The sequence below is a fragment of the Streptomyces sp. E2N166 genome (assembly GCF_003671715.1).
In the GTDB taxonomy this organism is placed as follows: Bacteria; Actinomycetota; Actinomycetes; order Streptomycetales; family Streptomycetaceae; genus Streptomyces; species Streptomyces thinghirensis.
Window position 1 is genome coordinate 711,563 of record NZ_RAIF01000031.1, and the last position, 25,998, is coordinate 737,560.

29 protein-coding genes are annotated in these 25,998 nt (G+C 69.8%); 23 read left to right on the forward strand and 6 right to left on the reverse strand.

Annotated elements, in window-relative coordinates:
* From EBH09_RS25315 to EBH09_RS25400, 18 genes are all read left to right on the forward strand, one after another.
* Complete coding sequence (locus EBH09_RS25315) at window positions 1-1,119, forward strand: LCP family protein (protein WP_121749209.1); 1,119 nt, start codon at window positions 1-3, stop codon at window positions 1,117-1,119.
* Window positions 1,120-1,243: 124 nt separating this feature from the next.
* Window positions 1,244-1,468 carry a 50S ribosomal protein L31 gene (gene rpmE, locus EBH09_RS25320; RefSeq protein ID WP_003973638.1) on the forward strand — a complete coding sequence of 75 codons (225 nt, stop codon included), beginning with the start codon at window positions 1,244-1,246 and terminating at the stop codon, window positions 1,466-1,468.
* 108 nt (window positions 1,469-1,576) lie between these two features.
* Window positions 1,577-2,653 carry a peptide chain release factor 1 gene (prfA, locus tag EBH09_RS25325; RefSeq protein WP_121749210.1) on the forward strand — a complete coding sequence of 359 codons (1,077 nt, stop codon included), beginning with the start codon at window positions 1,577-1,579 and terminating at the stop codon, window positions 2,651-2,653.
* Window positions 2,654-2,705: 52 nt separating this feature from the next.
* The gene (gene prmC / locus EBH09_RS25330; protein WP_121749211.1) at window positions 2,706-3,551 is read left to right on the forward strand and encodes a peptide chain release factor N(5)-glutamine methyltransferase; all 846 of its coding nucleotides are present in this window, start codon (window positions 2,706-2,708) and stop codon (window positions 3,549-3,551) included.
* Between the two features lie 50 nt (window positions 3,552-3,601).
* Window positions 3,602-4,249: an L-threonylcarbamoyladenylate synthase gene (locus tag EBH09_RS25335; protein WP_053137111.1), complete on the forward strand. Its 648-nt coding sequence runs from the start codon at window positions 3,602-3,604 to the stop codon at window positions 4,247-4,249.
* Window positions 4,246-4,926: a protein-tyrosine-phosphatase gene (locus EBH09_RS25340; protein ID WP_121749212.1), complete on the forward strand. Its 681-nt coding sequence runs from the start codon at window positions 4,246-4,248 to the stop codon at window positions 4,924-4,926. The genes EBH09_RS25335 and EBH09_RS25340 overlap by 4 nt, the downstream gene beginning before the upstream one ends.
* An 81-nt stretch (window positions 4,927-5,007) precedes the next feature.
* Entirely contained in the window at window positions 5,008-6,264 is a 1,257-nt protein-coding gene (glyA, locus tag EBH09_RS25345) for a serine hydroxymethyltransferase (protein ID WP_121749213.1), read from the forward strand.
* A gap of 130 nt (window positions 6,265-6,394) precedes the next feature.
* Window positions 6,395-7,702 (forward strand): MraY family glycosyltransferase, encoded by a 1,308-nt coding sequence (locus EBH09_RS25350; protein WP_121749214.1) that lies wholly within the window; start codon window positions 6,395-6,397, stop codon window positions 7,700-7,702.
* A 290-nt stretch (window positions 7,703-7,992) separates the two neighbouring features.
* Window positions 7,993-8,427: a hypothetical protein gene (locus tag EBH09_RS25355; RefSeq protein ID WP_121749215.1), complete on the forward strand. Its 435-nt coding sequence runs from the start codon at window positions 7,993-7,995 to the stop codon at window positions 8,425-8,427.
* 210 nt (window positions 8,428-8,637) lie between these two features.
* Window positions 8,638-9,480, forward strand: a complete 843-nt coding sequence (gene atpB / locus EBH09_RS25360) for a F0F1 ATP synthase subunit A (RefSeq protein WP_193776525.1) — start codon at window positions 8,638-8,640, stop codon at window positions 9,478-9,480.
* 79 nt (window positions 9,481-9,559) lie between these two features.
* A complete protein-coding gene (atpE, locus tag EBH09_RS25365) occupies window positions 9,560-9,790 on the forward strand; it encodes an ATP synthase F0 subunit C (RefSeq protein ID WP_009321656.1) in 231 nt (76 codons plus the stop codon).
* 40 nt (window positions 9,791-9,830) lie between these two features.
* Entirely contained in the window at window positions 9,831-10,385 is a 555-nt protein-coding gene (locus EBH09_RS25370; RefSeq protein ID WP_121749216.1) for a F0F1 ATP synthase subunit B, read from the forward strand.
* A complete protein-coding gene (locus EBH09_RS25375) occupies window positions 10,382-11,197 on the forward strand; it encodes a F0F1 ATP synthase subunit delta (RefSeq protein WP_121749217.1) in 816 nt (271 codons plus the stop codon). Before EBH09_RS25370 ends, EBH09_RS25375 begins: the two co-directional genes overlap by 4 nt.
* Window positions 11,198-11,351: 154 nt before the next feature.
* Window positions 11,352-12,941 carry a F0F1 ATP synthase subunit alpha gene (atpA, locus tag EBH09_RS25380; RefSeq protein WP_121749218.1) on the forward strand — a complete coding sequence of 530 codons (1,590 nt, stop codon included), beginning with the start codon at window positions 11,352-11,354 and terminating at the stop codon, window positions 12,939-12,941.
* Window positions 12,942-12,962: 21 nt separating this feature from the next.
* A complete protein-coding gene (locus EBH09_RS25385) occupies window positions 12,963-13,880 on the forward strand; it encodes a F0F1 ATP synthase subunit gamma (protein WP_121749219.1) in 918 nt (305 codons plus the stop codon).
* Entirely contained in the window at window positions 13,880-15,316 is a 1,437-nt protein-coding gene (gene atpD, locus EBH09_RS25390; protein WP_121749220.1) for a F0F1 ATP synthase subunit beta, read from the forward strand. Before EBH09_RS25385 ends, atpD begins: the two co-directional genes overlap by 1 nt.
* 130 nt (window positions 15,317-15,446) lie before the next feature.
* Window positions 15,447-15,821 carry a F0F1 ATP synthase subunit epsilon gene (locus tag EBH09_RS25395; protein ID WP_064729863.1) on the forward strand — a complete coding sequence of 125 codons (375 nt, stop codon included), beginning with the start codon at window positions 15,447-15,449 and terminating at the stop codon, window positions 15,819-15,821.
* Window positions 15,822-15,950: 129 nt separating this feature from the next.
* Complete coding sequence (locus tag EBH09_RS25400) at window positions 15,951-16,397, forward strand: DUF2550 domain-containing protein (protein WP_121749221.1); 447 nt, start codon at window positions 15,951-15,953, stop codon at window positions 16,395-16,397.
* A gap of 84 nt (window positions 16,398-16,481) precedes the next feature.
* On the opposite strand, the gene EBH09_RS25405 is transcribed toward EBH09_RS25400, so the two are convergent.
* The 3 genes from EBH09_RS25405 to EBH09_RS25415 all read right to left on the reverse strand — a co-directional run bounded on the left by EBH09_RS25405 (window position 16,482) and on the right by EBH09_RS25415 (window position 20,274).
* Window positions 16,482-18,305 (reverse strand): glycoside hydrolase family 18 chitinase, encoded by a 1,824-nt coding sequence (locus EBH09_RS25405; protein WP_121749222.1) that lies wholly within the window; start codon window positions 18,303-18,305, stop codon window positions 16,482-16,484.
* Between the two features lie 134 nt (window positions 18,306-18,439).
* Complete coding sequence (locus EBH09_RS25410; RefSeq protein ID WP_121749223.1) at window positions 18,440-19,081, reverse strand: response regulator transcription factor; 642 nt, start codon at window positions 19,079-19,081, stop codon at window positions 18,440-18,442.
* The gene (locus EBH09_RS25415; RefSeq protein WP_121749224.1) at window positions 19,078-20,274 is read right to left on the reverse strand and encodes a histidine kinase; all 1,197 of its coding nucleotides are present in this window, start codon (window positions 20,272-20,274) and stop codon (window positions 19,078-19,080) included. The genes EBH09_RS25410 and EBH09_RS25415 overlap by 4 nt, the downstream gene beginning before the upstream one ends.
* 152 nt (window positions 20,275-20,426) lie before the next feature.
* Here EBH09_RS25415 and EBH09_RS25420 point away from each other — a divergent pair, with 152 nt between their 5' ends.
* Window positions 20,427-21,014 (forward strand): hypothetical protein, encoded by a 588-nt coding sequence (locus EBH09_RS25420; protein WP_121749225.1) that lies wholly within the window; start codon window positions 20,427-20,429, stop codon window positions 21,012-21,014.
* A gap of 94 nt (window positions 21,015-21,108) precedes the next feature.
* On the opposite strand, the gene EBH09_RS25425 is transcribed toward EBH09_RS25420, so the two are convergent.
* The 3 genes from EBH09_RS25425 to EBH09_RS25435 are packed head-to-tail and all read right to left on the reverse strand — an operon-like array spanning window position 21,109 to window position 23,256.
* A complete protein-coding gene (locus EBH09_RS25425) occupies window positions 21,109-21,681 on the reverse strand; it encodes a cob(I)yrinic acid a,c-diamide adenosyltransferase (RefSeq protein WP_121749226.1) in 573 nt (190 codons plus the stop codon).
* A gap of 13 nt (window positions 21,682-21,694) precedes the next feature.
* Window positions 21,695-22,444, reverse strand: a complete 750-nt coding sequence (locus tag EBH09_RS25430; RefSeq protein ID WP_121749227.1) for an ABC transporter permease — start codon at window positions 22,442-22,444, stop codon at window positions 21,695-21,697.
* Window positions 22,445-22,473: 29 nt separating this feature from the next.
* On the reverse strand, window positions 22,474-23,256 hold the full coding sequence (locus EBH09_RS25435; RefSeq protein ID WP_121749228.1) for an ATP-binding cassette domain-containing protein: 783 nt from the start codon (window positions 23,254-23,256) through the stop codon (window positions 22,474-22,476).
* Between the two features lie 94 nt (window positions 23,257-23,350).
* Between EBH09_RS25435 and EBH09_RS25440 the strand changes: the two genes are divergently transcribed.
* The 4 genes from EBH09_RS25440 to EBH09_RS37970 all read left to right on the forward strand — a co-directional run.
* On the forward strand, window positions 23,351-23,992 hold the full coding sequence (locus tag EBH09_RS25440) for a TetR/AcrR family transcriptional regulator (protein ID WP_121749229.1): 642 nt from the start codon (window positions 23,351-23,353) through the stop codon (window positions 23,990-23,992).
* A 136-nt stretch (window positions 23,993-24,128) separates the two neighbouring features.
* Entirely contained in the window at window positions 24,129-24,977 is an 849-nt protein-coding gene (locus EBH09_RS25445) for a 3-hydroxyacyl-CoA dehydrogenase family protein (protein ID WP_121749230.1), read from the forward strand.
* Between the two features lie 174 nt (window positions 24,978-25,151).
* Window positions 25,152-25,475, forward strand: coding sequence for an STAS domain-containing protein (locus EBH09_RS25450; RefSeq protein WP_030187305.1), 324 nt, complete (start codon window positions 25,152-25,154; stop codon window positions 25,473-25,475).
* Window positions 25,476-25,754: 279 nt separating this feature from the next.
* On the forward strand, window positions 25,755-25,998 hold a 244-nt coding region (locus tag EBH09_RS37970), incomplete at its 3' end, for a hypothetical protein (RefSeq protein WP_193776526.1).

Consider the following 25,998-nt stretch of genomic DNA (forward strand, 5'->3'; position numbering starts at 1 on the left):
ATACCCGGCCCCGGGGAGTCCCGCACCACCGACTCCCGCCGCCGGGGCAGGGGCCGCCGCCGCAGGCCCCGCGCCAAGCGGCGCAGGGCCGTCCTCGTCGCGGCCTGGAGCGCCGCGGGCATCGTCGTCCTGGGCGGCACCGGAGCCGGGGTCCTGTTCTTCAAGCTCAACGGCAACCTCACGAGCCTCGACATCGACCAGGCTCTCGGCACCGACCGTCCGGAGAAGGCCGACAACGGCTCCCAGAACATCCTCGTCCTGGGCTCGGACACCCGCTCCGGCGGCAACAAGAAGCTCGGCGGCGGCTCCGACGACGGCACCGCCCGCTCCGACACGGCGATGGTCGTGCACGTCTACAAGGGTCACCAGAAGGCCAGCGTGGTCTCCATCCCGCGAGACACCCTCATCGACCGCCCCGAGTGCACCGACACCGACGGCGGCGAGCACCCCGCCGCCGACGACGTCATGTTCAACTCCGCCTACTCCACCGGTGGCGCCGCCTGCGCCGTGAAGACCGTCGAGTCCATCAGCGGCCTGCGCATGGACCACTACCTGGAGGTCGACTTCAGCGGCTTCCAGAAGCTCATCGACGACCTCGGCGGCGTCGACATCACCACCACCGAGGCGATCAAGGACCCCGACAGCCACCTCGACCTGCCGACCGGCACCCACACGCTCGACGGTGAGCAGGCCCTCGGCCTCGTCCGCACCCGGCACGGCGTCGGCGACGGCTCCGACCTCGGCCGCATCCAGCTCCAGCAGGCCTTCGTCAAGGCCCTGGTCGACCAGGTCAAGGACATCGGCCTGCTCGGCAACCCCAAGAAGCTGTACGACGTCGCCGACACGGCCACCAAGACCGTCACCACCGACTCCGACCTGGGCTCGGTGAACTCCCTGATGTCCTTCGCCGGCGGCCTCAAGGGCATCGGCCCGGCGAGCATGAACATGGTCACCATGCCGGTCGTCTACGACCCGGCGGACCCGAACCGGGTCCTGCTGGAGGAGGCCAAGGCGGACCAGGTCTGGAAGGCCCTGAAGAACGACAGGCCGATCCCGGAGAGCGCCACCGAGGGAACGGCGGCCGGCGGGGCCAAGGGTGTCGTGAACCCCGCGGAATAGATGACGGCGGCCCCCGGTTTTGGGAGTGGACCCCAGTCCTGGCAGACTGGTACGTCGGCTCCGGTTCACGCTCCCGCATCCCGCGGCAGCGACCCGGCGCCCTCCCGGAACAGTAGGAGACACCTTGAAGCGCGACATCCACCCCGAGTACGTCGAGACGCAGGTCAGCTGCACCTGTGGCGCGTCGTTCACCACCCGCAGCACCATCGAGTCCGGCACCATCCGGGCCGAGGTCTGCTCCGAGTGCCACCCGTTCTACACGGGCAAGCAGAAGATCCTCGACACCGGTGGCCGCGTGGCCCGCTTCGAGGCCCGCTTCGGCAAGGCTTCCGCCGGCTCCAAGAAGTAGCGAGCCCCCAACCGCCGGTCCACGGCCGCGCCCCCAGCCGGGGGAGCGCCGGGACCGGCGTTTTTGGTCGCCCGCCTTCCCCTTCCCAAGCAGTAGCAGGAGCCCAAGATGTTCGAGGCCGTCGAGGAACTCGTCGCCGAGCACGCCGACCTGGAGAAGAAGCTCGCCGACCCGTCGGTCCACTCCGACCAGGCCAACGCGCGCAAGCTGAACAAGCGTTACGCCGAGCTCACCCCGATCGTCGCCACGTACCGCTCCTGGAAGCAGACGGGCGACGACATGGAGACCGCGCGCGAGCTGGCCGCCGACGACCCGGACTTCGCCGCCGAGGTCAAGGAACTGGACAAGCAGCGCGACGAGCTCACCGAGAAGCTCCGCCTGCTGCTCGTCCCGCGCGACCCCAACGACGACAAGGACGTCATCCTGGAGGTCAAGGCGGGCGCGGGCGGCGACGAGTCGGCGCTCTTCGCCGGCGACCTGCTGCGCATGTACCTGCGCTACGCCGAGCGGGTCGGCTGGAAGACCGAGATCATCGACTCCACCGAGTCCGAGCTGGGCGGCTACAAGGACGTCCAGGTCGCCGTGAAGACCAAGGGCGGCCAGGGCGCCACCGAGCCGGGACAGGGCGTCTGGGCGCGGCTGAAGTACGAGGGTGGGGTGCACCGCGTGCAGCGGGTGCCCGCGACCGAGTCCCAGGGCCGTATCCACACCTCCGCGGCCGGCGTGCTCGTCACGCCCGAGGCCGAGGAGATCGACGTCGAGATCAACCCCAACGACCTGCGCATCGACGTCTACCGGTCCTCCGGCCCCGGCGGCCAGTCCGTCAACACCACCGACTCCGCCGTGCGCATCACGCACATTCCCACCGGAGTCGTCGCCTCCTGCCAGAACGAGAAGAGTCAGCTGCAGAACAAGGAGCAGGCGATGCGTATCCTGCGCTCCAGGCTGCTCGCGGCGGCGCAGGAGGAGGCGGAGAAGGAGGCCGCGGACGCCCGGCGCAGCCAGGTCCGCACCGTCGACCGCTCCGAGAAGATCCGTACGTACAACTTCCCGGAGAACCGCATCTCGGACCACCGCGTCGGCTTCAAGGCGTACAACCTGGACCAGGTCCTGGACGGCGACCTCGACCCGGTGATCCAGGCCTGCGTCGACGCCGACTCGGCGGCCAAGCTCGCCGCCGCGTAAACGCCCCCCGCACCACCCGCACCGGACCACAGCTCAGCCCCGGAGGACCAGCGTGAACCTGCTGCTCATGGAGGTGGCCCAGGCCACCCAGCGGCTGGCCGACGCCGGCGTGCCCTCGCCGCGCACCGACGCGGAGGAACTCGCCGCGTATCTGCACGGCGTCAAGCGGGGCGAGCTGCACACCGTGCCGGACGCGGACTTCGACGCCCGGTACTGGGAGGTCGTCGCCCGCCGTGAGGCGCGCGAGCCGCTCCAGCACATCACCGGCCGCGCCTACTTCCGCTACCTGGAGCTCCAGGTCGGCCCCGGCGTCTTCGTGCCCCGCCCCGAGACCGAGTCGGTCGTCGGCTGGGCCATAGACGCCGTGCGCGCCATGGACGTCGTCGAGCCCTGCATCGTCGACCTGTGCACCGGCTCGGGCGCCATCGCGCTCGCCCTCGCCCAGGAGGTGCCGCGCTCGCGCGTGTACGCCGTGGAGCTGTCCGAGGACGCCCTGGTGTGGACGCGGAAGAACATGGAGGGGTCCAGGGTCGAGCTGCGTCAGGGCGACGCCCTGACGGCGTTCCCGGACCTCGACGGCCAGGTCGACCTGGTCGTCTCCAACCCGCCGTACATCCCGCTCACCGAGTGGGAGTACGTCGCTCCCGAGGCCCGCGACCACGATCCCCAGCTGGCCCTGTTCTCCGGCGAGGACGGCCTCGACCTGATCCGCGGCCTGGAACGCACCGCGCACCGCCTGCTGCGCCCCGGCGGCGTGGTCGTCGTCGAGCACGCCGACACCCAGGGCGGCCAGGTGCCGTGGATCTTCACCGAGGAGCGGGGCTGGGCCGACGCGGCCGACCACCCCGACCTCAACAACCGCCCCCGCTTCGCGACGGCCCGCAAGGCGCTGCCGTGAGCACCGCCCCGACTTCAACCCCGCTGTACGTGTACGAGGAGGCCCGCTAAATGGCACGGCGATACGACACCAACGACGCGACCGACCGTGTGACCGGTCTGCGCGAGGCCGCGTCCGCCGTCCGCCGTGGCGAGCTCGTGGTGCTGCCGACGGACACCGTGTACGGCATCGGCGCCGACGCGTTCACCGGGGAGGCCGTCGCCGACCTGCTGGACGCCAAGGGCCGGGGCCGCAACATGCCCACCCCCGTCCTCATCGGCTCGCCGAACACCCTGCACGGCCTGGTCACCGACTTCTCCGAGCTGGCCTGGGAGCTGGTCGACGCCTTCTGGCCGGGTGCGCTGACGCTGGTCGCCAAGCACCAGCCGTCCCTCCAGTGGGACCTCGGCGACACCCGAGGCACGGTCGCCGTCCGCATGCCGCTGCACCCCGTCGCCATCGAGCTGCTCACCGAGGTCGGCCCCATGGCCGTATCCTCCGCCAACCTCACCGGCCACCCGGCGCCGGAGGACTGCGACGCCGCCCAGCAGATGCTCGGCGACTCCGTCTCCGTCTACCTCGACGGCGGCCCCACCCCCGGCAACGTCCCGTCGTCCATCGTCGACGTGACCCGCGAGGTGCCCGTGCTGCTGCGCGCGGGCGCGCTGTCGGCCGAGGAGCTGCGCAAGGTGGTACCCGACCTCGAGGTGGCGAATTGACGGCCCCTGGGACGGGGCGTGGCATAGGCAACGGGGAACGCGCCGCGGAGATCACGACGACGTTCGTCGGCCTTCCGCGCGACAGCTTCCGCATCCTCCACGTCAGCACCGGCAACGTCTGCCGCTCGCCCATCACCGAGCGGCTGACCCGGCATTTCGTGACGGAGCGGCTCGGCGTGCTGGGCGGCGGCCTCATCGTGGAGAGCGCGGGCACCTGGGGCCACGAGGGCGCGCCCATGGAGACCAACGCGGAGACGGTCCTCGCGGACTTCGGCGCGGACGCGGCCGGCTTCACCGGGCGTGAGCTGCTGGACGAGCACGTCATCCGCGCGGACCTGGTGCTGACGGCGACGCGGGACCACCGCGCCCAGGTCATCTCCATGGGGCACTCGGCGGGGCTGCGCACCTTCACCCTCAAGGAGTTCACCCGCCTGGTGAACGCCATCGACCCGGCCACCCTGCCCACTCTGGACGAGGGTGTGGTCGCGCGGGCGCGCGCCCTGGTGCGTGCCGCGGCGGCTCTACGCGGGTGGCTGCTGGCGCCGACGGCGGAGGCGGACGAGGTGTACGACCCGTACGGGGCGCCGCTGCCCTTCTTCCGGTCGATCGGGGACGAGATACACCAGGCGCTGGATCCCGTGGTGACGGCGCTCACGGGGGTACCCACGAGGACGTGAAGGGCGCGACGGCCGAGCGCACCGCCGGTGCCGGGCCTACATTGGTCGTACGTCACCGTCGACGCACGCCCGGAGCGCATCATGTCGGTCACCCACGAGGTCCTTGAGGCCGATGACAGCACGCTGGGGGTCCTGCTGCGCCAGGACCCCCAGCTGGCCGAGATCCTGCTCGCCGAAAGCCGCCGGCAGTCGACGACCCTCCAGCTGATCGCCGCCGAGAACTTCACGTCCCCCGCGGTGCTGGCCGCCCTCGGCTCCCCGCTGGCCAACAAGTACGCCGAGGGCTACCCGGGCGCCCGGCACCACGGCGGCTGCGAGATCGTCGACGTCGCCGAGCGGCTCGCCGTCGAGCGCGCCCAGGACCTCTTCGGCGCCGAGCACGCCAACGTGCAGTCCCACTCCGGCTCCTCCGCCGTGCTGGCCGCCTACGCCGCGCTGCTGCGCCCGGGCGACACCGTCCTCGCCCTCGGCCTGCCGTACGGCGGCCACCTCACGCACGGCTCACCGGCGAACTTCTCCGGCCGCTGGTTCGACTTCGTCGGGTACGGCGTGGACGCGGAGACCGGCCTGATCGACTACGACCAGGTGCGCACCCTGGCCCGCGCCCACCGCCCCAAGGCGATCGTGTGCGGCTCGATCGCCTACCCCCGCCACCCCGACTACGCGACCTTCCGCGACATCGCCGACGAGGTGGGCGCCTACCTCGTCGCGGACGCCGCCCACCCGATCGGTCTGGTCGCCGGGGGAGCGGCGCCCAGCCCGGTGCCGTACGCCGACGTCGTCTGCGCCACCACGCACAAGGTGCTGCGCGGGCCGCGCGGCGGCATGATCCTGTGCGGGAGCGAACTGGCCGAGCGGGTCGACCGGGCCGTGTTCCCGTTCACACAGGGCGGCGCGCAGATGCACACCATCGCCGCCAAGGCGGTCGCGTTCGGCGAGGCGGCAACCCCGGCCTTCGCCGCGTACGCCCATCAGGTGATCGCCAACGCCCGCACCCTCGCCGCCCGCCTGGCCGCCGAGGGACTGGTCGTCACCACCGGCGGCACCGACACCCACCTGATCACCGCCGACCCCGCCCCGCTGGGCGTGGACGGGAGGACCGCGCGGGGCCGGCTCGCGGCGGCCGGGATCGTCCTGGACTGCTGTGCGCTGCCGCACGGCGACGCCCGCGGGCTGCGCCTGGGTACAGCGGCGCTCACGACGCAGGGCATGGGGGAGCGGGAGATGCGGGCGGTGGCCACCCTGCTCGCGGAGGTGCTCCGGGGCGGCACGGACGCCGCCGCGGCGCGGGACGACGTGCGGGATCTGGTCACGGAATTTCCGCCGTATCCGGACTGAGGCGGGGTAGGCGCGCCCGCGTGCACAGCCACACGTGCAACCATCGTCGCTACCCGGAAGTCCCCAACCATATGCGCGCATCGCTAGGGTGGTGGGCCGGGAATGGCCAGCGAGATCTGTGGGGAAGCCCGTGCGTGAATACCTGCTGACGCTCTGCGTCACGGCCGCGGTGACGTATCTGCTGACAGGGCCGGTGCGTAAGTTCGCGATCGTGGCGGGGGCGATGCCGGAGATCCGGGCACGTGACGTGCACCGGGAGCCCACTCCGCGCCTCGGCGGGATCGCGATGTTCTTCGGACTCTGCGCGGGCCTGCTGGTCGCCGACCACCTCACCAATCTCAGTGAGGTCTTCGAGAAGTCCAACGAGCCGCGGGCCCTGCTCTCCGGAGCCGCCCTGATCTGGCTGATCGGCGTCCTGGACGACAAGTTCGAGATCGACGCCCTGATCAAGCTGGGCGGGCAGATGATCGCCGCCGGCGTGATGGTGGTGCAGGGCCTGACGATCCTGTGGATCCCCCTCCCGGGCGTCGGCAACGTGGCGCTGACCCAGTGGCAGGGCACCCTGCTGACGGTGGCGCTGGTCGTCATCACCATCAACGCGGTCAACTTCGTGGACGGCCTCGACGGTCTCGCGGCCGGCATGGTGTGCATCGCGGCGGCGGCGTTCTTCATGTACGCCTACCGGATCTGGTACTCGTACGGCATCGAGGCGGCGGCGCCCGCCTCGCTGTTCGCGGCCATCCTCATGGGCATGTGCCTGGGCTTCCTGCCGCACAACATGCACCCCGCCCGGATCTTCATGGGCGACTCGGGGTCGATGCTGATCGGCCTGGTGCTGGCGGCGGGCGCGATCTCGGTGACGGGGCAGGTGGATCCGGACGCGATGCGGCTGTTCTCCGGGTCCGAGCGCAACACCGTGCACCAGATGGTGCCCGTCTACATCCCGCTGCTGATGCCGCTGACCATCATCGCCATCCCGGCCGCCGACCTGATCCTGGCGATCGTCCGGCGCACCTGGCGCGGCCAGTCGCCGTTCGCCGCGGACCGGGGACACCTGCACCACCGGCTGCTGGAGATCGGCCACTCGCACAGCCGCGCGGTGCTGATCATGTACTTCTTCTCGGCGCTGATCGCGTTCGGCGCGCTCGCCTACTCCGTGAACGCCGCTTCCATGTGGATCGTGCTGAGCGTCGTCTTCCTCAGCGCGATCGGCCTGGTCCTGCTCCTGCTGCCGCGCTTCACCCCCCGCGCCCCGCGCTGGGCCGAGCGCTTCGTGCCGCCCCGCTACCGCCGCCGCGGGGCCCCGGCGGCCGCCGGGGCCGAGCCCGCCGTGGTCGCGGACGAGACGGACGAGACGGACGAGCGCGTCCCGGTCGCCGCGGGTGTCTCGGGCGTCAACGGGGCTACCGCCATCGGCCCCCGTTCGCGCGCAAGGTAAGAATCTGACTAGAGCATTGCCAACTCGTGGGGGAGCGAAGTACCCCATTACCAGACAAGTGGGTGCAGTAATCGCTCAGACGCGCACTGTCACTCTCATGTGTGACAGTAAGCACACCCACAGGTAAAGACCTCATCAAATAGTTTGTGATACGGTTCACGAGAACCCCCGGGTAGAGCCTTAAGGGCCGTAGTGCGACGGTCTCTTGGGCGTGAGGACTCCGTTCGGCCCGGGATTACGCTCGTCCATGACGACACCTGCCCCCTGTGTGTGAAAGCGGAGTTGCCGCCATGCCGTCCAATGACGTCCGGATCCTGCTTCAGGCTGCCGTGCCCACGGCTGCCGTCGGCGCTGTAGCCGCCGTCGTCAGCGCCGTGGTCGCCGGCGGCAAGGGGGCGATCGGTGCCGTGGTGGGGACGCTCGTGGTGATCCTCTTCATGGGGCTCGGTCTCTACATCCTGCAGCGCACCGCCAAATCGCTTCCGCACCTCTTCCAGGCGATGGGCCTGATGCTCTACGCGGCACAGATTCTTCTGCTGTTCATTTTCGTCGCCGCGTTCAAGAACACGACGCTGTTCAACTCCCGGGCCTTCGCGCTCACCCTGGTCGCCGGCACCCTCGCCTGGATCGCCGCCCAGACGCGCGCCCACATGAAGTCCAAGATTCTCTACGTCGAACCCGAATCTTCGGGCGAAAAGCCCGAAAAGACGGGCCACTCGTCGTGAGGGGTAGGGCCGGGATAAAGAGGCATGTGAAGTCCTGCTATCGTCCGGTGCCAACTGCGGCATCGCGGGCGCGGGCATCCCAGCTGACGCCTGCTCAATCGCGAGGCGAGATGCCCCACAGCCGCCCCCACACCCGTAACACCAGTCCCGTGCCGAACTGCGGCCCCGCGCCGCGCCGACACAACGAGGTTGCCGTACCCATGCGCCACGATGAAGGAGCCCGCGGTGAGTGCTGACCCGACACAGGTGCTCGCCTTCGACACCAACTGTCACATCTTTGACGGCTGCGGCTTCGCCGAGGTCTCCCCGGGCCTGCACTCGTTCCTGTTCCAGCCCCTTCTGGGCGATGGGGACAGCAACCTGTACTTCAACAAGACGATGCTGCTGGCGCTGCTCGGCTCGATCATCATCGTCGGCTTCTTCTGGGCCGCCTTCCGCAAGCCGAAGGTGGTCCCGGGCAAGCTCCAGATGACGGCCGAGGCGGGGTACGACTTCATCCGGCGCGGTGTCGTCTACGAGACCATCGGCAAGAAGGAGGGCGAGAAGTATGTCCCCCTCGTGGTCTCGCTGTTCTTCTTCGTATGGATGATGAACCTCTGGTCGATCATTCCGGTCGCCCAGTTCCCGGTTACCTCGATCATCGCCTACCCGATGGTCCTGGCCCTGATCGTCTACGTTCTGTGGGTCTCGCTCACCTTCAAGCGGCACGGCTTCGTCGGCTTCTGGAAGAACGTCACCGGCTACGACAAGTCGCTCGGCGCGGTGCTTCCGCTGGCCATGCTGATCGAGCTCTTCTCGAACCTGCTGATCCGGCCGTTCACCCACGCCGTGCGACTGTTCGCGAACATGTTCGCCGGGCACACACTGCTGCTCCTGTTCACGATCGCCAGCTGGTACCTGCTGAACGGCGTCGGTATCGCCTACGCGGGTGTCTCGTTCGTGATGGTCATCGTGATGACCGCGTTCGAGCTGTTCATCCAGGCCCTGCAGGCGTACGTGTTCGTCCTGCTCACGTGCACCTACATCCAGGGCGCGCTGGCCGAGCACCACTGAGCCGGCCCTCAACCCGCCCTCAACCAAGTCGTCCGGTGGCCAACCCCCACCGGTCCGTAAAGGAAAAGGAAGAACTGGCATGTCCCAGACCCTTGCTGCCGTCGAAGGTTCCCTCGGTTCCATCGGTTACGGTCTCGCCGCGATCGGCCCCGGCGTCGGCGTCGGCATCATCTTCGGTAACGGCACCCAGGCCCTGGCCCGTCAGCCCGAGGCTGCCGGCCTGATCCGTGCCAACCAGATCCTCGGCTTCGCCTTCTGTGAGGCGCTCGCCCTGATCGGTCTGGTCATGCCGTTCGTCTACGGCTACTGATCGCTGACACAGACCAGCCGACTAGACGAAAGGCACCCCCATGAGCCAGCTGCTCACGATCGCGGCATCAGAGGGTGAGAACCCTCTCATTCCGCCGATCCCCGAGCTTGTCATCGGCCTGATCGCCTTCGTCATCGTCTTCGGCTTCCTCGCCAAGAAGCTGCTCCCGAACATCAACAAGGTTCTGGAAGAGCGTCGCGAGGCCATCGAGGGCGGTATCGAGAAGGCCGAGGCCGCGCAGACCGAGGCCCAGAGCGTCCTTGAGCAGTACAAGGCCCAGCTCGCCGAGGCCCGGCACGAGGCCGCGCGCCTGCGCCAGGAGGCGCAGGAGCAGGGCGCCACGCTCATCGCCGAGATGCGCGCGGAAGGCCAGCGGCAGCGTGAGGAGATCATCGCCGCCGGTCACGCCCAGATTCAGGCCGACCGCAAGGCCGCCGCGTCCGCGCTGCGCCAGGACGTCGGACAGCTGGCCACTCAGCTGGCCGGCAAGCTCGTCGGTGAGTCCCTCGAGGACCACGCCCGGCAGAGCCGCGTCATCGACCGCTTCCTGGACGAGCTGGACGACAAGGCGACGAAGGCCGAGGCGACCCGATGAACGGAGCGAGCCGCGAGGCCCTTGCCGCCGCACGTGAGCGTCTCGACGCGCTGACGGACTCCACGTCCGTGGACGCCGGCTCGCTCGCCGACGAGCTGGCCGCCGTCACCGCGCTGCTCCACCGCGAGGTGTCGCTGCGTCGGGTCCTCACCGACCCGGCGCAGGCCGGCGAGGCCAAGGCCGAGCTCGCCCAGCGCCTCCTCGGCACCCAGGTCAGCGGTCCCGCCGCCGACCTGGTGGCCGGCATGGTGCGCACCCGGTGGTCGCAGTCGCGCGACCTGGTGGACGCGCTGGAGGAGCTGGCGGACACCGCCGACCTCACCGCCGCGCAGAAGGCGGGCCGGCTCGACAACGTCGAGGACGAGGTGTTCCGGTTCGGCCGGATCGTCTCCTCGAACACCGAGCTGCGCGCCGCGCTGACCAACCGCTCGGCCACCACCTCGGCCAAGGGCGAGCTGCTGCGCAGCCTGCTCGGCGGCCGGGCGGACGTGACCACCGAGCGTCTGGTGACGCGCCTTGTCACCGTGCCGCGGGGACGTAGCCTGGAGTCGGGACTCGAATCCCTGTCCAGGCTCGCCGCCGACCGGCGAGACCGGATGGTCGCCGTCGTCACCTCGGCGGTGCCGCTGAGCGACACGCAGAAGCAGCGCCTCGGCGCGGCCCTCGCGAAGGTCTACGGCCGCCCGATGCACCTCAACCTCGACGTGGACCCCGAGGTCCTCGGCGGGATCCGGGTGCAGGTCGGTGACGAGGTCATCAACGGCTCCATCGCGGACCGCCTGGAGGACGCCGGCCGCCGGATGGCGAGCTGACGGCCCCGAGACAACAGCACAGCAAGCAGTACGTACTTACGACGGCCCTGGTTGGGCCGTGCAGAGGATTCACCTCTTTTTGGGGGGAGTCCCCGACTCGTGGAATACCCCCCAAGTGAAACTTCGGGCCCAACAAGGAGAGCAGGGAACTCAGATGGCGGAGCTCACGATCCGGCCGGAGGAGATCCGGGACGCGCTGGAGAACTTCGTCCAGTCGTACAAGCCGGACGCGGCCTCGCGCGAGGAAGTCGGTACGGTCACCCTTGCCGGCGACGGCATCGCGAAGGTCGAGGGTCTTCCCTCGGCCATGGCCAACGAACTGCTGAAGTTCGAGGACGGCACCCTCGGCCTCGCCCTCAACCTCGAGGAGCGCGAGATCGGTTGCGTCGTCCTCGGTGAGTTCAGCGGTATCGAGGAGGGCCAGCCGGTCACTCGCACCGGCGAGGTCCTGTCGGTCGCCGTGGGCGAGGGCTACCTCGGCCGTGTCGTCGACCCCCTCGGCAACCCGATCGACGGCCTCGGCGAGATCGAGACGGAGGGCCGCCGTGCCCTCGAACTGCAGGCCCCCACGGTCATGCAGCGCAAGTCGGTGCACGAGCCGATGGAGACGGGCTACAAGGCCGTCGACGCCATGACGCCGATCGGCCGTGGTCAGCGTCAGCTGGTCATCGGCGACCGCCAGACCGGCAAGACCGCGCTGGCCGTCGACACGATCATCAACCAGCGTGACAACTGGCGCACCGGTGACCCGAACAAGCAGGTCCGCTGCATCTACGTCGCCATCGGCCAGAAGGGCTCGACGATCGCGTCGGTCCGCGGCGCGCTGGAGGAGAACGGCGCGCTGGAGTACACGACCATCGTGGCCGCCCCCGCGTCCGACCCGGCCGGCTTCAAGTACCTGGCGCCGTACACCGGCTCGGCCATCGGCCAGCAGTGGATGTACGAGGGCAAGCACGTCCTGATCATCTTCGACGACCTGTCGAAGCAGGCCGACGCCTACCGCGCCGTGTCGCTGCTGCTGCGCCGCCCGCCGGGCCGCGAGGCCTACCCCGGTGACGTCTTCTACCTGCACTCCCGTCTGCTGGAGCGCTGCGCGAAGCTCTCCGACGCCGAGGGCGCCGGTTCGATGACGGGTCTGCCGATCGTCGAGACCAAGGCCAACGACGTGTCGGCGTTCATCCCGACCAACGTCATCTCCATCACCGACGGCCAGTGCTTCCTGGAGTCCGACCTGTTCAACGCCGGTCAGCGTCCGGCCCTGAACGTCGGTATCTCGGTCTCCCGCGTCGGTGGCTCCGCCCAGCACAAGGCCCTGCGGCAGGTCTCCGGCCGACTGCGCGTGGACCTCGCCCAGTTCCGTGAGATGGAGGCGTTCGCCGCCTTCGGTTCCGACCTGGACGCCGCGTCGAAGGCGCAGCTGGAGCGCGGTCAGCGCATGGTCGAGCTGCTGAAGCAGGACCAGTACCAGCCGATGTCCACCGAGGACCAGGTCGTCTCCGTCTGGGCCGGCACCACCGGCAAGATGGACGAGGTGCCGGTCGCCGACATCCGCCGCTTCGAGAAGGAGCTTCTCGAGTACCTGCACCGCCAGGAGCAGGGCCTCATGACCTCCATCCGCGAGGGCGCCAAGATGTCCGACGACACCTTGCAGGCCATCGCCGAGGCGATCGCGGCATTCAAGAAGCAGTTCGAGACCTCGGACGGCAGGCTGCTCGGCGAGGACGCCCCGTCCGCCGCCAAGTGACGTAAGGAAGGGACCTGACTCATGGGAGCCCAGCTCCGGGTCTACAAGCGTCGCATCCGATCCGTCACCGCGACCAAGAAGATCACCAAGGCGATGGAGATGATCGCCGCCTCGCGCGTCGTCAAGGCGCAGCGCAAGGTGGCGGCCTCCACGCCGTACGCGCAGGAACTGACCCGCGCGGTCACGGCGGTCGGTACCGGTTCGAACACCAAGCACCCGCTGACCACGGAGGCGGAGAACCCGACCCGTGCCGCGGTCCTGCTCCTCACGAGCGACCGCGGTCTGGCCGGCGCCTTCAACTCCAACGCCATCAAGGCGGCGGAGCAGCTGACCGAGCGCCTCGAGCGTGAGGGCAGGCAGGTCGACACGTACATCGTCGGCCGGCGTGGTCTCGCCCACTACAACTTCCGCGAGCGCAAGGTCGCGGAGTCGTTCGCGGGCTTCACCGACGAGCCCTCGTACGCGGACGCCAAGAAGGTCGCGGCGCCGCTGATCGAGGCCATCGAGAAGGAGACGGCGGAGGGCGGCGTGGACGAGCTCCACATCGTCTACACCGAGTTCGTCTCGATGATGACGCAGACGGCGGTCGATTCCCGGCTGCTGCCGCTGAGTCTCGACGAGGTGGCGACGGAGTCGGCGACGAAGGACGAGATCCTTCCGCTGTACGACTTCGAGCCGTCGGCGGAGGACGTCCTCGACGCCCTGCTGCCGCGCTACGTCGAGAGCCGCATCTACAACGCGCTGCTGCAGTCGGCCGCCTCCAAGCACGCCGCCACGCGACGCGCGATGAAGTCGGCCACCGACAACGCGGGTGAGCTGATCAACACGCTCTCCCGTCTTGCCAACGCGGCCCGCCAGGCCGAAATCACCCAGGAAATCAGCGAGATCGTCGGTGGCGCCAGTGCCCTGGCCGACGCGAACGCGGGGAGTGACAACTAATGACCACCACTGTTGAGACCGCGACGGCCACGGGCCGCGTCGCCCGGGTCATCGGCCCGGTCGTCGACGTGGAGTTCCCCGTCGACGCGATGCCGGAGATCTACAACGCCCTCCACGTCGAGGTCGCCGACCCGGCGAAGGCGGGCGAGCTGAAGAAGCTGACCCTGGAGGTCGCCCAGCACCTGGGTGACGGCCTGGTCCGCACCATCTCGATGCAGCCCACCGACGGTCTGGTCCGCCAGGCCGCGGTGACCGACACGGGCACGGCCATCTCCGTCCCCGTCGGCGACTTCACCAAGGGCAAGGTGTTCAACACCCTCGGTGAGGTGCTGAACGTCGACGAGCAGTACACCGGTGAGCGCTGGCCGATCCACCGCAAGGCGCCCAACTTCGACGAGCTCGAGTCGAAGACCGAGATGTTCGAGACCGGCGTCAAGGTCATCGACCTGCTGACCCCGTACGTCAAGGGCGGCAAGATCGGTCTGTTCGGCGGCGCCGGCGTCGGCAAGACGGTGCTCATCCAGGAGATGATCTACCGCGTCGCCAACAACCACGACGGTGTCTCCGTGTTCGCCGGTGTCGGTGAGCGCACCCGTGAGGGCAACGACCTCATCGACGAGATGAGCGAGTCGGGCGTCATCGACAAGACCGCGCTGGTCTTCGGTCAGATGGACGAGCCGCCGGGCACCCGTCTGCGCGTCGCGCTGGCCGGCCTGACCATGGCCGAGTACTTCCGCGACGTCCAGAAGCAGGACGTGCTGTTCTTCATCGACAACATCTTCCGCTTCACCCAGGCGGGCTCCGAGGTGTCGACCCTGCTCGGCCGCATGCCCTCCGCGGTGGGCTACCAGCCGAACCTGGCCGACGAGATGGGTCTCCTCCAGGAGCGCATCACCTCGACCCGTGGTCACTCGATCACCTCGATGCAGGCGATCTACGTCCCCGCGGACGACCTGACCGACCCGGCCCCGGCCACCACCTTCGCCCACCTCGACGCGACGACGGTTCTCTCCCGTCCGATCTCCGAGAAGGGCATCTACCCGGCCGTGGACCCGCTGGACTCGACGTCCCGCATCCTCGACCCGCGGTACATCGCGGCGGACCACTACCAGGCCGCGATGCGCGTGAAGAGCATCCTGCAGAAGTACAAGGACCTGCAGGACATCATCGCGATCCTCGGTATCGACGAGCTCGGCGAGGAGGACAAGCTCGTCGTCCACCGTGCCCGTCGCGTGGAGCGCTTCCTGTCCCAGAACACCCACGTCGCCAAGCAGTTCACCGGCGTCGACGGGTCGGACGTCCCGCTGGACGAGTCGATCGCGGCCTTCAACGCGATCTGCGACGGCGAGTACGACCACTTCCCGGAGCAGGCGTTCTTCATGTGCGGTGGCATCGAGGACCTGAAGAACAACGCCAAGGAGCTCGGCGTCTCCTGAGCCTCGTGCTCATCGTGAGCCCCAGGGCTCACACCGGAGGGGGCGGGCACGTCCCGCCCCCTCCGTCACGCCTATTAGACTTGTAACCAACACCCGGCTCTCCGGCCGGGTGGTGACCCGAGGAGCCACCTTGGCTGCTGATCTGCACGTCGCGCTGGTCGCGGCCGACCGAGAGGTCTGGTCCGGCGAGGCCACCCTGGTCGTCGCGCGCACCACGTCCGGCGACATCGGCGTCATGCCCGGTCACCAGCCGCTGCTCGGTGTGCTGGAGTCGGGCCCGGTGACCATTCGTACGAGTGACGGTGGGACGGTCGTCGCCGCGGTGCACGGCGGTTTCATCTCGTTCGCGGACAACAAGCTGTCGCTGCTGGCCGAGATCGCGGAGCTGTCGGACGAGATCGACGTCCAGCGCGCGGAGCGGGAGCTCGAGCGCGCGAAGGCGGAGGGCGACGCCCACGCCGAGCGTCGCGCGGACGTCCGACTGCGCGCGGCGGCGGGGCGCTGATCCACGGCGCTGTGCTATGACGTCACTCAGCCGCGGCTGGGACCGGAGCGATCCGGACCCGGCCGCGGCTGAGGCAGATCCGGGTGTTTTTTCCGTTCCGTTACCTAGGAGACGAGGAGGTCGGTGTCGATGGTCCTCGCTCTGACTGTGTGCGGAATTGTCGTCGCCCTGGTGGTGATCGGGCTCTTCGTCTTCGGTCTGCGCCGCCGGCTGATCCAGCGATCGGGCGGCACCTTCGACTGCTCCCTGCGCTGGGACGCCCCCAAGGAGGGCGACGGAGCCGGCAAGGGCTGGTCCTACGGGGTGGCCCGTTACAACGGCGACCGGGTCGAGTGGTATCGCGTCTTCTCGTACTCCCCCCGCCCGCGCCGCGTGCTGGAACGTTCCGCGATCGAGGTGGCCGGCCGCCGGGTCCCGGACGGCGAGGAGGAGCTGGCGCTGCTCTCCGACGCCGTCGTGCTCGCCTGCCTCCATCGGGGCACGCGGCTCGAACTGGCGATGAGCGAAGACGCGCTGACCGGATTCCTCGCGTGGCTCGAGGCAGCCCCACCCGGACAGCGAGTGAATGTGGCGTAGCCACATTCACCCGCTGGGTGGGGGCTCCCCCGGACGAAGTCCGGGGGAGCGTCAATGTCGCTCAGGCCCGTAGACCTGTAGGGATTACTTCAGCCCGCTGTCGATGGCGCTCACCAGCTCGCCGTTCGCGGTGTCGCCGCTGAACTCCCAGAAGAAGGCGCCGCCCAGCTTCTGCTGCTCGGCCCAGTCCATCTTGGACTTGACGGTGGCCGGGGTGTCGTACGACCACCAGTTGCTGCCGCAGTGCGCGTACGCGGTGCCGGCGACGGTGCCGGTGGCCGGGCAGCTGTTCTTGAGGACCTTGTAGTCCTCGATGCCCGCCTCGTACGTGCCGGTCGCCGGGCCGGTCGCCGTGCCGCCGGGCGCGGACTGGGTGACGCCGGTCCAGCCGCGGCCGTAGAAACCGATGCCGAGGAGCAGCTTGGCGGCCGGGACGCCGGCCGCCTTGAACTTCGCGATCGCCTCGGCGGAGTTGAAGCCCTGCTGCGGGATGCCGTCGTACGAGGTCAGCGGCGAGTGGGGAGCGGTCGGGCCGTTCTTCGCCCAGGCGCCGAAGAAGTCGTACGTCATCACGTTGTACCAGTCGATGTACTGAGCGGCGGCGCCGTAGTCGGCGGCCTCGATCTTGCCGCCGTCGGAGGCGTCGGCGGTGACGGCCGCGGTGACCAGGTCGTCGCCGAACTCGGCGCGCATGGCCTTCATCATCGTGCTGAAGGCGTTCGGCGCGCTGGTCGTGTCACAGCTGAGACCGCAGGCGTTGGGGTACTCCCAGTCCAGGTCGATGCCGTCGAAGACGTCGGCCCAGCGCGGGTCCTCGACCAGGTCGTGGCAGGACTTCGCGAAGGCGGCCGGGTTCTTCACCGCGTCGGGGAAGCCGCCGGACCAGGTCCAGCCGCCGAAGGAGAACAGCACCTTGATGTGCGGGTACTGGGCCTTCAGCTTGCGCAGCTGGTTGAAGTTGCCGCGCAGCGGCTGGTCCCAGGTGTCGGCGACGCCGTCGACGGACTGGTCGGCGGTGTACGCCTTGTCGTAGTCGGCGTAGGCGTCACCGATGGTGCACTTGCCGCCCTGGACGTTGCCGAAGGCGTAGTTGATGTGCGTGATCTTCTCGGCGGAGCCGGAGGTGACCAGGTTCTTCACGTGGTAGTTGCGCCCGTAGACGCCCCAGTTGGTGAAGTAGCCGAGCTTGACCTCTTCGCCCGGCTGCGGGTCGGGGCCGCCGCCACCGGTGGTGGTGACCTTCACCGCGCCGCTGACCGGGCCGGTCTGGTCGGCGGTGTCGCGGGCCTGGACGGTGTAGGAGTAGTCGGTGCCGGCGGTCAGGCCCGTGTTGGTGTAGGTGGTGCCGGTGACCGTGGCGACCTTGGCGCCGTCGCGCAGGACGTCGTAGTTCTTGATGCCCTTGTCGTCGGTCGCCGCGGACCAGGACAGTTTCACCGAGGTGTCGGTGATGCCGGAGGCGGTGGGTGTCCCGGGCGCCGTGGGTGCCTCGTCGCCGGGGACGGAGGTGCCGTCGCAGCTGCCGCCGTTGAGCTTGCAGTTGGACGGGGAGCCGGGGCCGCTGCCGTTGAAGCCGAAGGAGACCGACGCCCCGGGGGCGAGGGTGCCGTTCCAGCCGACGTTCTTGGCGGTCCAGTGGTCACCGGAGTTGGTGACCGTGGCGTCCCAGGCGGAGGTGACCTTGGTGCCGGAGGGGAAGTCCCACTCGACGTTCCAGGAGTTGATGGTGGTGGTTCCGGTGTTCTTCACCGTCCACTTGCCGCCGAAGCCGGTGCCCCAGTCCGAGGTCTTGGCGAAGGTGGCCGTCGCACTCGTCGCGGCCTGGGCCGGACTCGCGAGGCCGACCAGGCCGGCCAGCGGGAGCGACAGCGTCGCGACCAGTGCCGCGACTCTGTGTCTGAAGCGCATGCTGCGCCTCCTTATGTGGGGTTGTGTCGTGGGCATGACTGAGCCTCATGCTCGCAGTGCCGCGAGAATAGAAAGGTCTGGACCATAGGTCAATAGGTCTGGACCAGTGCTCCCTGTTTCGGGCACGGGAGAAGCTAGATCCCCAACTCCTGCGCGAGGACCGCCGCCTGCACCCGGCTGCGCAGCGCCAGCTTCCCCAGCAGGCGGCTGACGTGCGTCTTCACCGTGGCCTCCGCCATGTCCAGCCGCTCGGCGATCGCCGCGTTGGAGAGCCCTTCGCCGAGACAGGACAGCACCTCCCGCTCGCGCCGGGTCAGGTCCTCCAGCACCGCCGGATCGGCGGTCGGCTCCCGGACCGGCTTCGCGGCGAACTCGGCGATCAGCCGCCGGGTGACGGCCGGTGCGACGATCCCCTCGCCGCCCGCCACCGTGCGCACGGCCGCGAGGAGGTCCTTCGCCTCCGTGTTCTTCAGCAGGAACCCGGCGGCCCCCGCCCGCAGCGCCCCGAAGACGTACTCGTCCAGGTCGAAGGTGGTCAGTACGAGCACGTCGGCCAGCCGCTCGGCGACCACCCGCCGAGTCGCCGACACCCCGTCCAGCCTGGGCATCTGAACGTCCATCAGCACCACGTCCGGCCGCAGCTCCCGGGCCAGCGCCACCGCCTGCTCGCCGTCCGCCGCCTCCCCGGCCACCTCGATGTCCGGGGCGCTGCCCAGGATCAGCACCAGTCCGGCGCGGACGGCGGACTGGTCCTCGGCGACGAGGACGCGGATCATGCGAGGTCTCCTTCGGTCAGGGGCAGGATGGCGCGTACGGTCCAGATCTTGCCGCCCGTCGAGCGGGGGTCCGCCACCGGCCCGGCCTCGAACGTGCCGTGCAGCAGCGCCGCCCGCTCCCGCATGCCGACCAGACCGGCACCGGAGCCGGGGGCACGCGGCCCCTCCCGGTCGCCGTAAGGGCTGCTCACCAGGACGCGCAGCACGTCGTCGTGCCGGGTCAGCTCGACCCGTACCGTCCCCTGGGAGGCGTGCTTGAGGGCGTTGGTGAGCGACTCCTGCACGATCCGGTACGCGGCCAGCTCGACCGGCGCGGGCAGCCCCTCGCCCGGTGCCGCCTCCAGGGTGACGTCGAGGCCGTTGGCGCGGGCGCCGTCGGCCAGCGCGCCGAGCCCGTCGAGGGTGGGGGCGGCGGCCGGTTCGGTGTCCTCGCCGGTGTCCCGCAGGATGCCGATCAGGCGTCGCATCTCGGCCAGTCCTTCGACGCTGTTCTCGCGGATGACGCCGAGCGCCTGCCGGGTGGTGGCCGGGTCGTCCAGGGAGAGCGCGGCCGTGGAGTGGATGGCGATCGCGGAGAGGTGGTTGGCGACCATGTCGTGCAGCTCGCGGGCCATCCGGGAACGCTCCGCGGTCACCGCCTGGACCCGGTCCATCTCGGCCAGCAGCGCGGTCTGCTCGGCGCGCAGCAGGGCGGCGTCGGCGGCCTCGCGGTGATTGCGCACGATCAGGCCCGTGGAGGCGGGCGCGAACGACACGACTCCGACGGCGACACCGATCAGCAGCGCCTCGGGCACCCGCCACAGCGCGAACGGCACGACGGTCCCGGCCACGGTGAGCAGCCCGGTGATCCACGGGATGCGGCGGGCCGAGGCGGGCGGGCCGTACAGCACGGCGGCGTACATCAGGTCGGTGTACATGATCACCGTGACCAGGCTGCCCTGCGTGAGCGTGTCCCCGATCAGCGCGGCCGTGCCGATCAGCAGACCGGTGCGCGGCGCGGCCCGGCGCAGCAGCTCGCAGCCCGCGATGACGGCGAGCGGGACCAGCAGCGGCCAGCGGCCGTCGAACAGCACGATCGGTTCGTCGGCGGGCCGCACCCCCAGGCCGATGCCCCACAGGAGCAGCCCGCCGAGCAGACCGGCCGACGCGGCGTACACGTCGAAGCGGCGCGGGCGGGGGAGTCGTACGGCCATGCCACCATCCAACACGCCCCGCGCCCCGCCCGCCTGATCCCGGGGAACGGTCCGGCACTGCATCTTTCGATGTACCGGAGGTTCGTCACCGGCGACGACGACCCGACCGCCCGGGCGGGAGAGCCTGGAAGGGCGATCGAGAGGAGCGAACCGTGATCGTCACCCTGATCATCGTCTGCGAGATCGGCTTCTGGGTACTGCTGGCGGCCGGACTGGCCGTCCGCTACCTGCTGAAGATGCCGCGCGCGGGCATGGCGCTGCTGCTGTGCGAGCCGCTGCTCGAGGTCGTGCTGCTGGCCGTCACCGCGCTGGACCTGAAGAACGGTGCCGACCCGAGCTGGAAGCACGGCCTGGCGGCCCTGTACATCGGTTACACGGTGGGACACGGCCACCGCACCGTGAAGTGGCTCGACGGCCACGCCGCCCACCGGCTGGGCGAAGCCCCGAAACCGGTCGGCCCGCCGCGCTACGGCATGGCCCGCGCCCGGCACGAGGGCAAGGTGTGGCTCGGCACGCTGCTCGCGGCCGCCGTGGCGACCGGACTGCTCCAGATCGCCATGTGGTACGTCGACGACCCGAGCCGCACCGGCTCCCTGGAGAGCTGGCAGGCGACGGCCTGGCGCGCCGCCGGCATCCACGGGCTGATCGCGCTGACCTACGCGATCTGGCCGAAGAAGGCCCCGGCGGACACGTCGGCGACCGAGGCCGCAAAGGACGCCCCCGTAGGGGCTCGGGACTGACGCGACTCCGCGGCTCCGCCGCCTGGGCGCGACCGGCCACGACGGAGCCGCAGACGAACGACGGCACCGGTCCCCTGCACACCCGGCGGAGCGTCTAGCGCTCCCCGCCCGGCACCCACAGCACGTCCCCGACTTCCTTGTTGGCCACGCGGGCGAGGATGAAGAGCAGGTCCGAGAGGCGGTTCAGGTAGGTCGCGGTGAGCGGGTTCATCGACTGGCCGTGGGCCTCCAGCGCCGCCCACGTCGAGCGCTCGGCCCGCCGGACCACCGTGCACGCCTGGTGCAGCAGGGCCGCGCCGGGCGTGCCGCCGGGCAGGATGAAGGAGCGCAGCTTCTCCACCTCGGCGAGGAAGCGGTCGCAGTCCGCCTCCAGCTTGTCGACGTAGAACTGCTCGACCCGCAGGGGCGGGAACTCCGGGTTCTCAACCACCGGCGTGGACAGGTCCGCGCCCACGTCGAACAGGTCGTTCTGGACGCGGACGAGGACCTTGACGACCTCCTCGTGCAGGCCGCCGAGGGCGATCGCCGTGCCGATCACCGCGTTCGCCTCGTTGGCGTCGGCGTACGCGGAGATGCGGAGGTCGGTCTTGGGGACCCGGCTCATGTCACCGAGGGCGGTGGTGCCCTGGTCGCCGGTCCGGGTGTAGATGCGCGTCAGGTTGACCATGGGGCCAGCGTAGTTAGGCTCCGGCGGTACGGAACACACGTGTGCCCACCGTCACGGCCAGCGCGGTGAGGACGAGGGCGACCACGACGCCGTAGAGCATGTGCGGCGTCGCGTAGCTGCCGACGTACGCGTCCCGTACCGCGTCGACCAGATAGCGGAACGGCATCAGGTGCGAGAGTACGTCCAGCCACGCCGGCCCCAGCGTCATCGGGAGCATCAGGCCGGACAGCAGCATCGACGGCATGGTCAGCGCGTTGACGGCCGGCCCGAACTCCTGCGGCGTACGGACCTTCATCGCCAGCGCGTACGACAGCGATGCCAGCGAGACCGTGAGCAGGGCGACGAACGCGAAGCCGATGAGCACGCCGGGCAGGGGCGCGCGCAGGCCCATCACGACCGCCGCCAGCACCAGCAGCACTGCCTGGAAGGCGAAGACCGTGGCGTCCCGCAGCACCCGGCCCAGCAGCAGCGCCAGGCGGCTGACGGGCGTGACGCGCATGCGCTCGACCACCCCCTGGCCGTTCTCGATGATGACCGAGAAGCCCGCGAAGGAGGCACCGAACAGCCCGAGTTGGAGCAGCAGGCCGGGGACGAGCACCTGCCAGGAGCTGCCCTGTCCGCCGAGCGGCAGACCGGTCAGCAGGGGGCCGAAGAAGAGCAGGTACAGCAGCGGCATCAGCACGCCGAAGAGCAGCGCGAAACGGGAGCGCAGGGACTGGCGCAGGTAGCGGCCGTAGATGAGGCCGGTGTCGTGGAGCAGCATCGGAGGTCGGTCCTCGGATCGTCGGGGTTCTATACGGCGACGGGGGCCGCGTCGGCCAGTGCGGCACTGCGGCCGGTGACGGCCAGGAAGGTGTCCTGGAGGGAGGCGTCGAGCGAGCCGCCGTACTCCAGCTTCAGGGCGGCCGGCGTGCCCTCGGCGGCCACCACGCCCCGGTCCACGACCACCAGGCGGTCGGAGAGGGCGTCGGCCTCGTCGAGGTAGTGGGTGGTCAGGAAGACCGTGGTGCCCTGCTCGTCGCGCAGCCGGCGGACCAGGTCCCACAGGTCGGCGCGGCTGCCCGGGTCCAGGCCGGTGGTCGGCTCGTCCAGGAAGAGCACCTCGGGGCGGTGCGTGAGCGCCATCGCGATGTCCAGCCGGCGCCGCTGACCGCCGGAGAGCGCGCCGCACCTGCGGTCGAGCAGCTCGGTCAGGTCCAGGTCGTGGGCCAGCTCGCCGGCGCGCTCGACGGCCCGCGCCCTGGACAGGCGGTACAGGCGGCCCTGGGTGACCAGCTCCTCCCGCACGGTGATCCGCGCGTCCACGCCGCCCGACTGCGCCACGTACCCGCACGCCGCGCGCACTCCGGCCGGGTCGGTCGCCAGGTCGTGGCCGGCGACGGTGGCCGCGCCGCCGGTGGGGGAGAGCAGCGTCGTGAGCATCCGGAGGGTGGTGGTCTTGCCGGCGCCGTTGGGGCCGAGGAAGCCGAGGATCTCGCCTTCGCGGACGGTCAGATCGATGCCGCGCACCGCCTCGACCGGGCCGCGCTTCGTCGCGAAGGTACGGGCCAGACCGGCCGTACTGATGATTGCCATGCGGTCCAGAAAAACAGAGCCACTGGAATTTTGCAACGACTCCAAGTTTTCAGCCGCACCAGAGAGTGGCGGCCGGCGAAGCTAGGATGCGGAGATGGCCGAGGGACTCAGGGAACGGAAGAAGCGGCAGACCCGGCAGTACATCTCGGATGTCGCCACGGGCCTGTTCCTGGAACGCGGCTTCGAGGCCGTGACGGTGGCGGAGGTCGCGGACGCCGCGAACGTCTCCGTCAACACCGTGTACAACTACTTCCCGGCCAAGGAGGACCTCTTCCTCGACCGTTCCAAGGGTGTGATCGACCGGCTCTCCCGCTGGGTGCGCGGGCGCCGTGACGGCGAGTCGGCGGCGCGGGCCGTGCTCCGCGAACTGCGCGAGGAGGTCGAGACGGTCTCGCCCCGGGTCGGCCTGATGGATGGTTACGCGAAGTTCATGAGGGTGATCCAGGACTCGCCCGCCCTGCGCTCAAGGATGTGGGCGATCGGCCAGGAGGTGCTCCTGAACCTGGAGCAGACCCTGCGCGAGGAGACCGGCAGCGCGGACGACGACATGACGCCCGCCCTGATGGCGGGTCAGGTCAACTGGCTGCACGGAACGGTCATCGCGGCCATCGGACAGCGCATGCTCGCGGGCGGGAAGCCGTCGGAGGTCTCCCGCGACGTCCTGCTGCTGCTGGACGAAATGGAGGAGCTGTTGAGCGAGAAGGTGCTCAACTACGCCGTACGAGGCCCGCGCTGACACCCGAATGGCACCCCTCGGTGTGATGTCCGTCATCTGAGACGTGACGCGCGTTACTAACCGGTCACACAGCCCCTCACGCCCGCTAATCTCCGGCCGAGAGAAGAGAAACAGCGCGTATCAGGGGAGTCGCACAGTGGCACGGAAGCTCGCCGTCATCGGAGCCGGTCTCATGGGGTCCGGAATCGCCCAGGTCTCCGCCCAGGCGGGCTGGGACGTCGTCCTGCGCGACGTCACCGACGAGGCGCTCCGGCGCGGCACCGACGGCATCAAGGCGTCGTACGACAAGTTCGTCGCGAAGGGGAAGCTCGCCGCCGACGACGCCGAGGCCGCCCTCGCGCGCATCACCGCCACCACCGACCTGGAGGCCGCCGCCGACGCGGACGTCGTCGTCGAGGCCGTCTTCGAGAAGCTGGAAGTCAAGCACGAGATCTTCCGCGCCCTCGACAAGCTGGTGAAGGACGAGGCGATCCTCGCGTCCAACACCTCCGCCATCCCGATCACCAAGATCGCGGCCGTGACGGAACGCCCCGAACGGGTCGTCGGCGCCCACTTCTTCTCGCCGGTCCCGATGATGCAGCTGTGCGAGCTGGTGCGCGGCTACAAGACCAGCGACGAAACGCTCGCCACCGCGCGGGAGTTCGCCGAGTCCACCGGCAAGACCTGCATCGTCGTCAACCGCGACGTCGCCGGCTTCGTGACCACCCGCCTCATCTCCGCCCTCGTCGTCGAGGCCGCGAAGCTGTACGAGTCGGGCGTCGCCACCGCCGAGGACATCGACCTCGCCTGCAAGCTGGGCTTCGGCCACGCCATGGGACCGCTGGCCACCGCCGACCTGACGGGCGTCGACATCCTGCTGCACGCCACCGGCAACATCTACACCGAGTCCCAGGACGAGAAGTTCGCCCCGCCGGAGCTGATGCGCCGGATGGTGGACGCCGGTGACATCGGCCGCAAGAGCGGGCAGGGCTTCTACAAGCACTGAGGTCGCATCGGCCCCGGGAAACGTCACACGCCGGGGTGAAATCGGTATCGGTTCGCTTACAGGCGGCAACCTCCGATCGTTTCGGCCAGTCAGAGGTTGCAACACCTGATATCGCCGAGAGATCACGCAGAAGAATCGACGAGACGAAACAAAGACGCACGCCGGGGAGCGCATATGCACATCAGGGGCGACCACGTCGAGCTGGTCGTCGGGGGCCGCCTCGACGTCCGCAGCGCGGCGGACGCCCGTACGGTCCTGCACTCGGCCGTCGACGACGGAGTCGGCGACCTGGTGCTGGACCTGTCCGAACTGGACTCCTGGGACGCCACCGGACTCGGCGTGATCATGGGGGCCCACCGGCGGGCCGGCCGCTGCGGCCGGCGACTGGTGCTGCGCGACGTACCGCCGCAGATGCAGCGCCTGCTGGTGGCCACACGGCTGCACCGGATCCTGGCCATCGAGGGCGGCATCGGCGTGGAGACCCTGCCCAGGGTGTGACGCCACGGGCCGGTGTGCCCCGGTGGACCGGGGTGACCCGGACACCGCTCGGCGAAACGCCCGACGCGCGCAATCCTCACGAGACTGTGACGTCTCGGACGGGTCGGTACCCCGGACTGTCGGAGATACTGAGCGAAGGTTTAGGGTCTGGCTGCCCGCCATCTTGCGAACCCATCTGGCGGGCCCGGACCAGAAGCGACAGCGCGGTGTGCGGCAAGGCCGGGAGAGGGTGGTCCCGACCGGGGCCCTGCACACGACGCTTTTGGGGGGCTTGAACCCATGGACCCGAACAACCGGGGACCCGAGGAGCACGGCCAAGACGGCGACCACCAGGCGCCGCGCCCACGCCCGCCCAGGGAATCCCTCACAACCGACTTCGGACAGCACGCGCCCGCGCTGGCCCGCACGGTGCAGCTGGTGTCCGGCGACTTCCTGCTCACCGTCAACCCCGTCGACGGCAGCGAGATCGAGGTCTGCCCGCCCGCGGAGCGGCCCGCCCGGCCCGAGAAGCTCACCGCGGCCG

What these genes read in the sequence shown, in the direction of transcription:
- prfA (WP_121749210.1), top strand. Translation starts at nt 1,577, where the DNA reads ATGTTCGAGGCCGTCGAGGAACTCGTCGCCGAGCACGCCGACCTGGAG.
- EBH09_RS25335 (WP_053137111.1), top strand. Translation starts at nt 3,602, where the DNA reads ATGGCACGGCGATACGACACCAACGACGCGACCGACCGTGTGACCGGT.
- glyA (WP_121749213.1), top strand. Translation starts at nt 5,008, where the DNA reads ATGTCGGTCACCCACGAGGTCCTTGAGGCCGATGACAGCACGCTGGGG.
- EBH09_RS25355 (WP_121749215.1), top strand. Translation starts at nt 7,993, where the DNA reads ATGCCGTCCAATGACGTCCGGATCCTGCTTCAGGCTGCCGTGCCCACG.
- atpB (WP_193776525.1), top strand. Translation starts at nt 8,638, where the DNA reads ATGAAGGAGCCCGCGGTGAGTGCTGACCCGACACAGGTGCTCGCCTTC.
- atpE (WP_009321656.1), top strand. Translation starts at nt 9,560, where the DNA reads ATGTCCCAGACCCTTGCTGCCGTCGAAGGTTCCCTCGGTTCCATCGGT.
- EBH09_RS25370 (WP_121749216.1), top strand. Translation starts at nt 9,831, where the DNA reads ATGAGCCAGCTGCTCACGATCGCGGCATCAGAGGGTGAGAACCCTCTC.
- EBH09_RS25375 (WP_121749217.1), top strand. Translation starts at nt 10,382, where the DNA reads ATGAACGGAGCGAGCCGCGAGGCCCTTGCCGCCGCACGTGAGCGTCTC.
- atpA (WP_121749218.1), top strand. Translation starts at nt 11,352, where the DNA reads ATGGCGGAGCTCACGATCCGGCCGGAGGAGATCCGGGACGCGCTGGAG.
- EBH09_RS25385 (WP_121749219.1), top strand. Translation starts at nt 12,963, where the DNA reads ATGGGAGCCCAGCTCCGGGTCTACAAGCGTCGCATCCGATCCGTCACC.
- atpD (WP_121749220.1), top strand. Translation starts at nt 13,880, where the DNA reads ATGACCACCACTGTTGAGACCGCGACGGCCACGGGCCGCGTCGCCCGG.
- EBH09_RS25400 (WP_121749221.1), top strand. Translation starts at nt 15,951, where the DNA reads ATGGTCCTCGCTCTGACTGTGTGCGGAATTGTCGTCGCCCTGGTGGTG.
- EBH09_RS25405 (WP_121749222.1), bottom strand. Translation starts at nt 18,305, where the DNA reads ATGCGCTTCAGACACAGAGTCGCGGCACTGGTCGCGACGCTGTCGCTC.
- EBH09_RS25410 (WP_121749223.1), bottom strand. Translation starts at nt 19,081, where the DNA reads ATGATCCGCGTCCTCGTCGCCGAGGACCAGTCCGCCGTCCGCGCCGGA.
- EBH09_RS25415 (WP_121749224.1), bottom strand. Translation starts at nt 20,274, where the DNA reads ATGGCCGTACGACTCCCCCGCCCGCGCCGCTTCGACGTGTACGCCGCG.
- EBH09_RS25425 (WP_121749226.1), bottom strand. Translation starts at nt 21,681, where the DNA reads ATGGTCAACCTGACGCGCATCTACACCCGGACCGGCGACCAGGGCACC.
- EBH09_RS25430 (WP_121749227.1), bottom strand. Translation starts at nt 22,444, where the DNA reads ATGCTGCTCCACGACACCGGCCTCATCTACGGCCGCTACCTGCGCCAG.
- EBH09_RS25435 (WP_121749228.1), bottom strand. Translation starts at nt 23,256, where the DNA reads ATGGCAATCATCAGTACGGCCGGTCTGGCCCGTACCTTCGCGACGAAG.
- EBH09_RS25440 (WP_121749229.1), top strand. Translation starts at nt 23,351, where the DNA reads ATGGCCGAGGGACTCAGGGAACGGAAGAAGCGGCAGACCCGGCAGTAC.
- EBH09_RS25450 (WP_030187305.1), top strand. Translation starts at nt 25,152, where the DNA reads ATGCACATCAGGGGCGACCACGTCGAGCTGGTCGTCGGGGGCCGCCTC.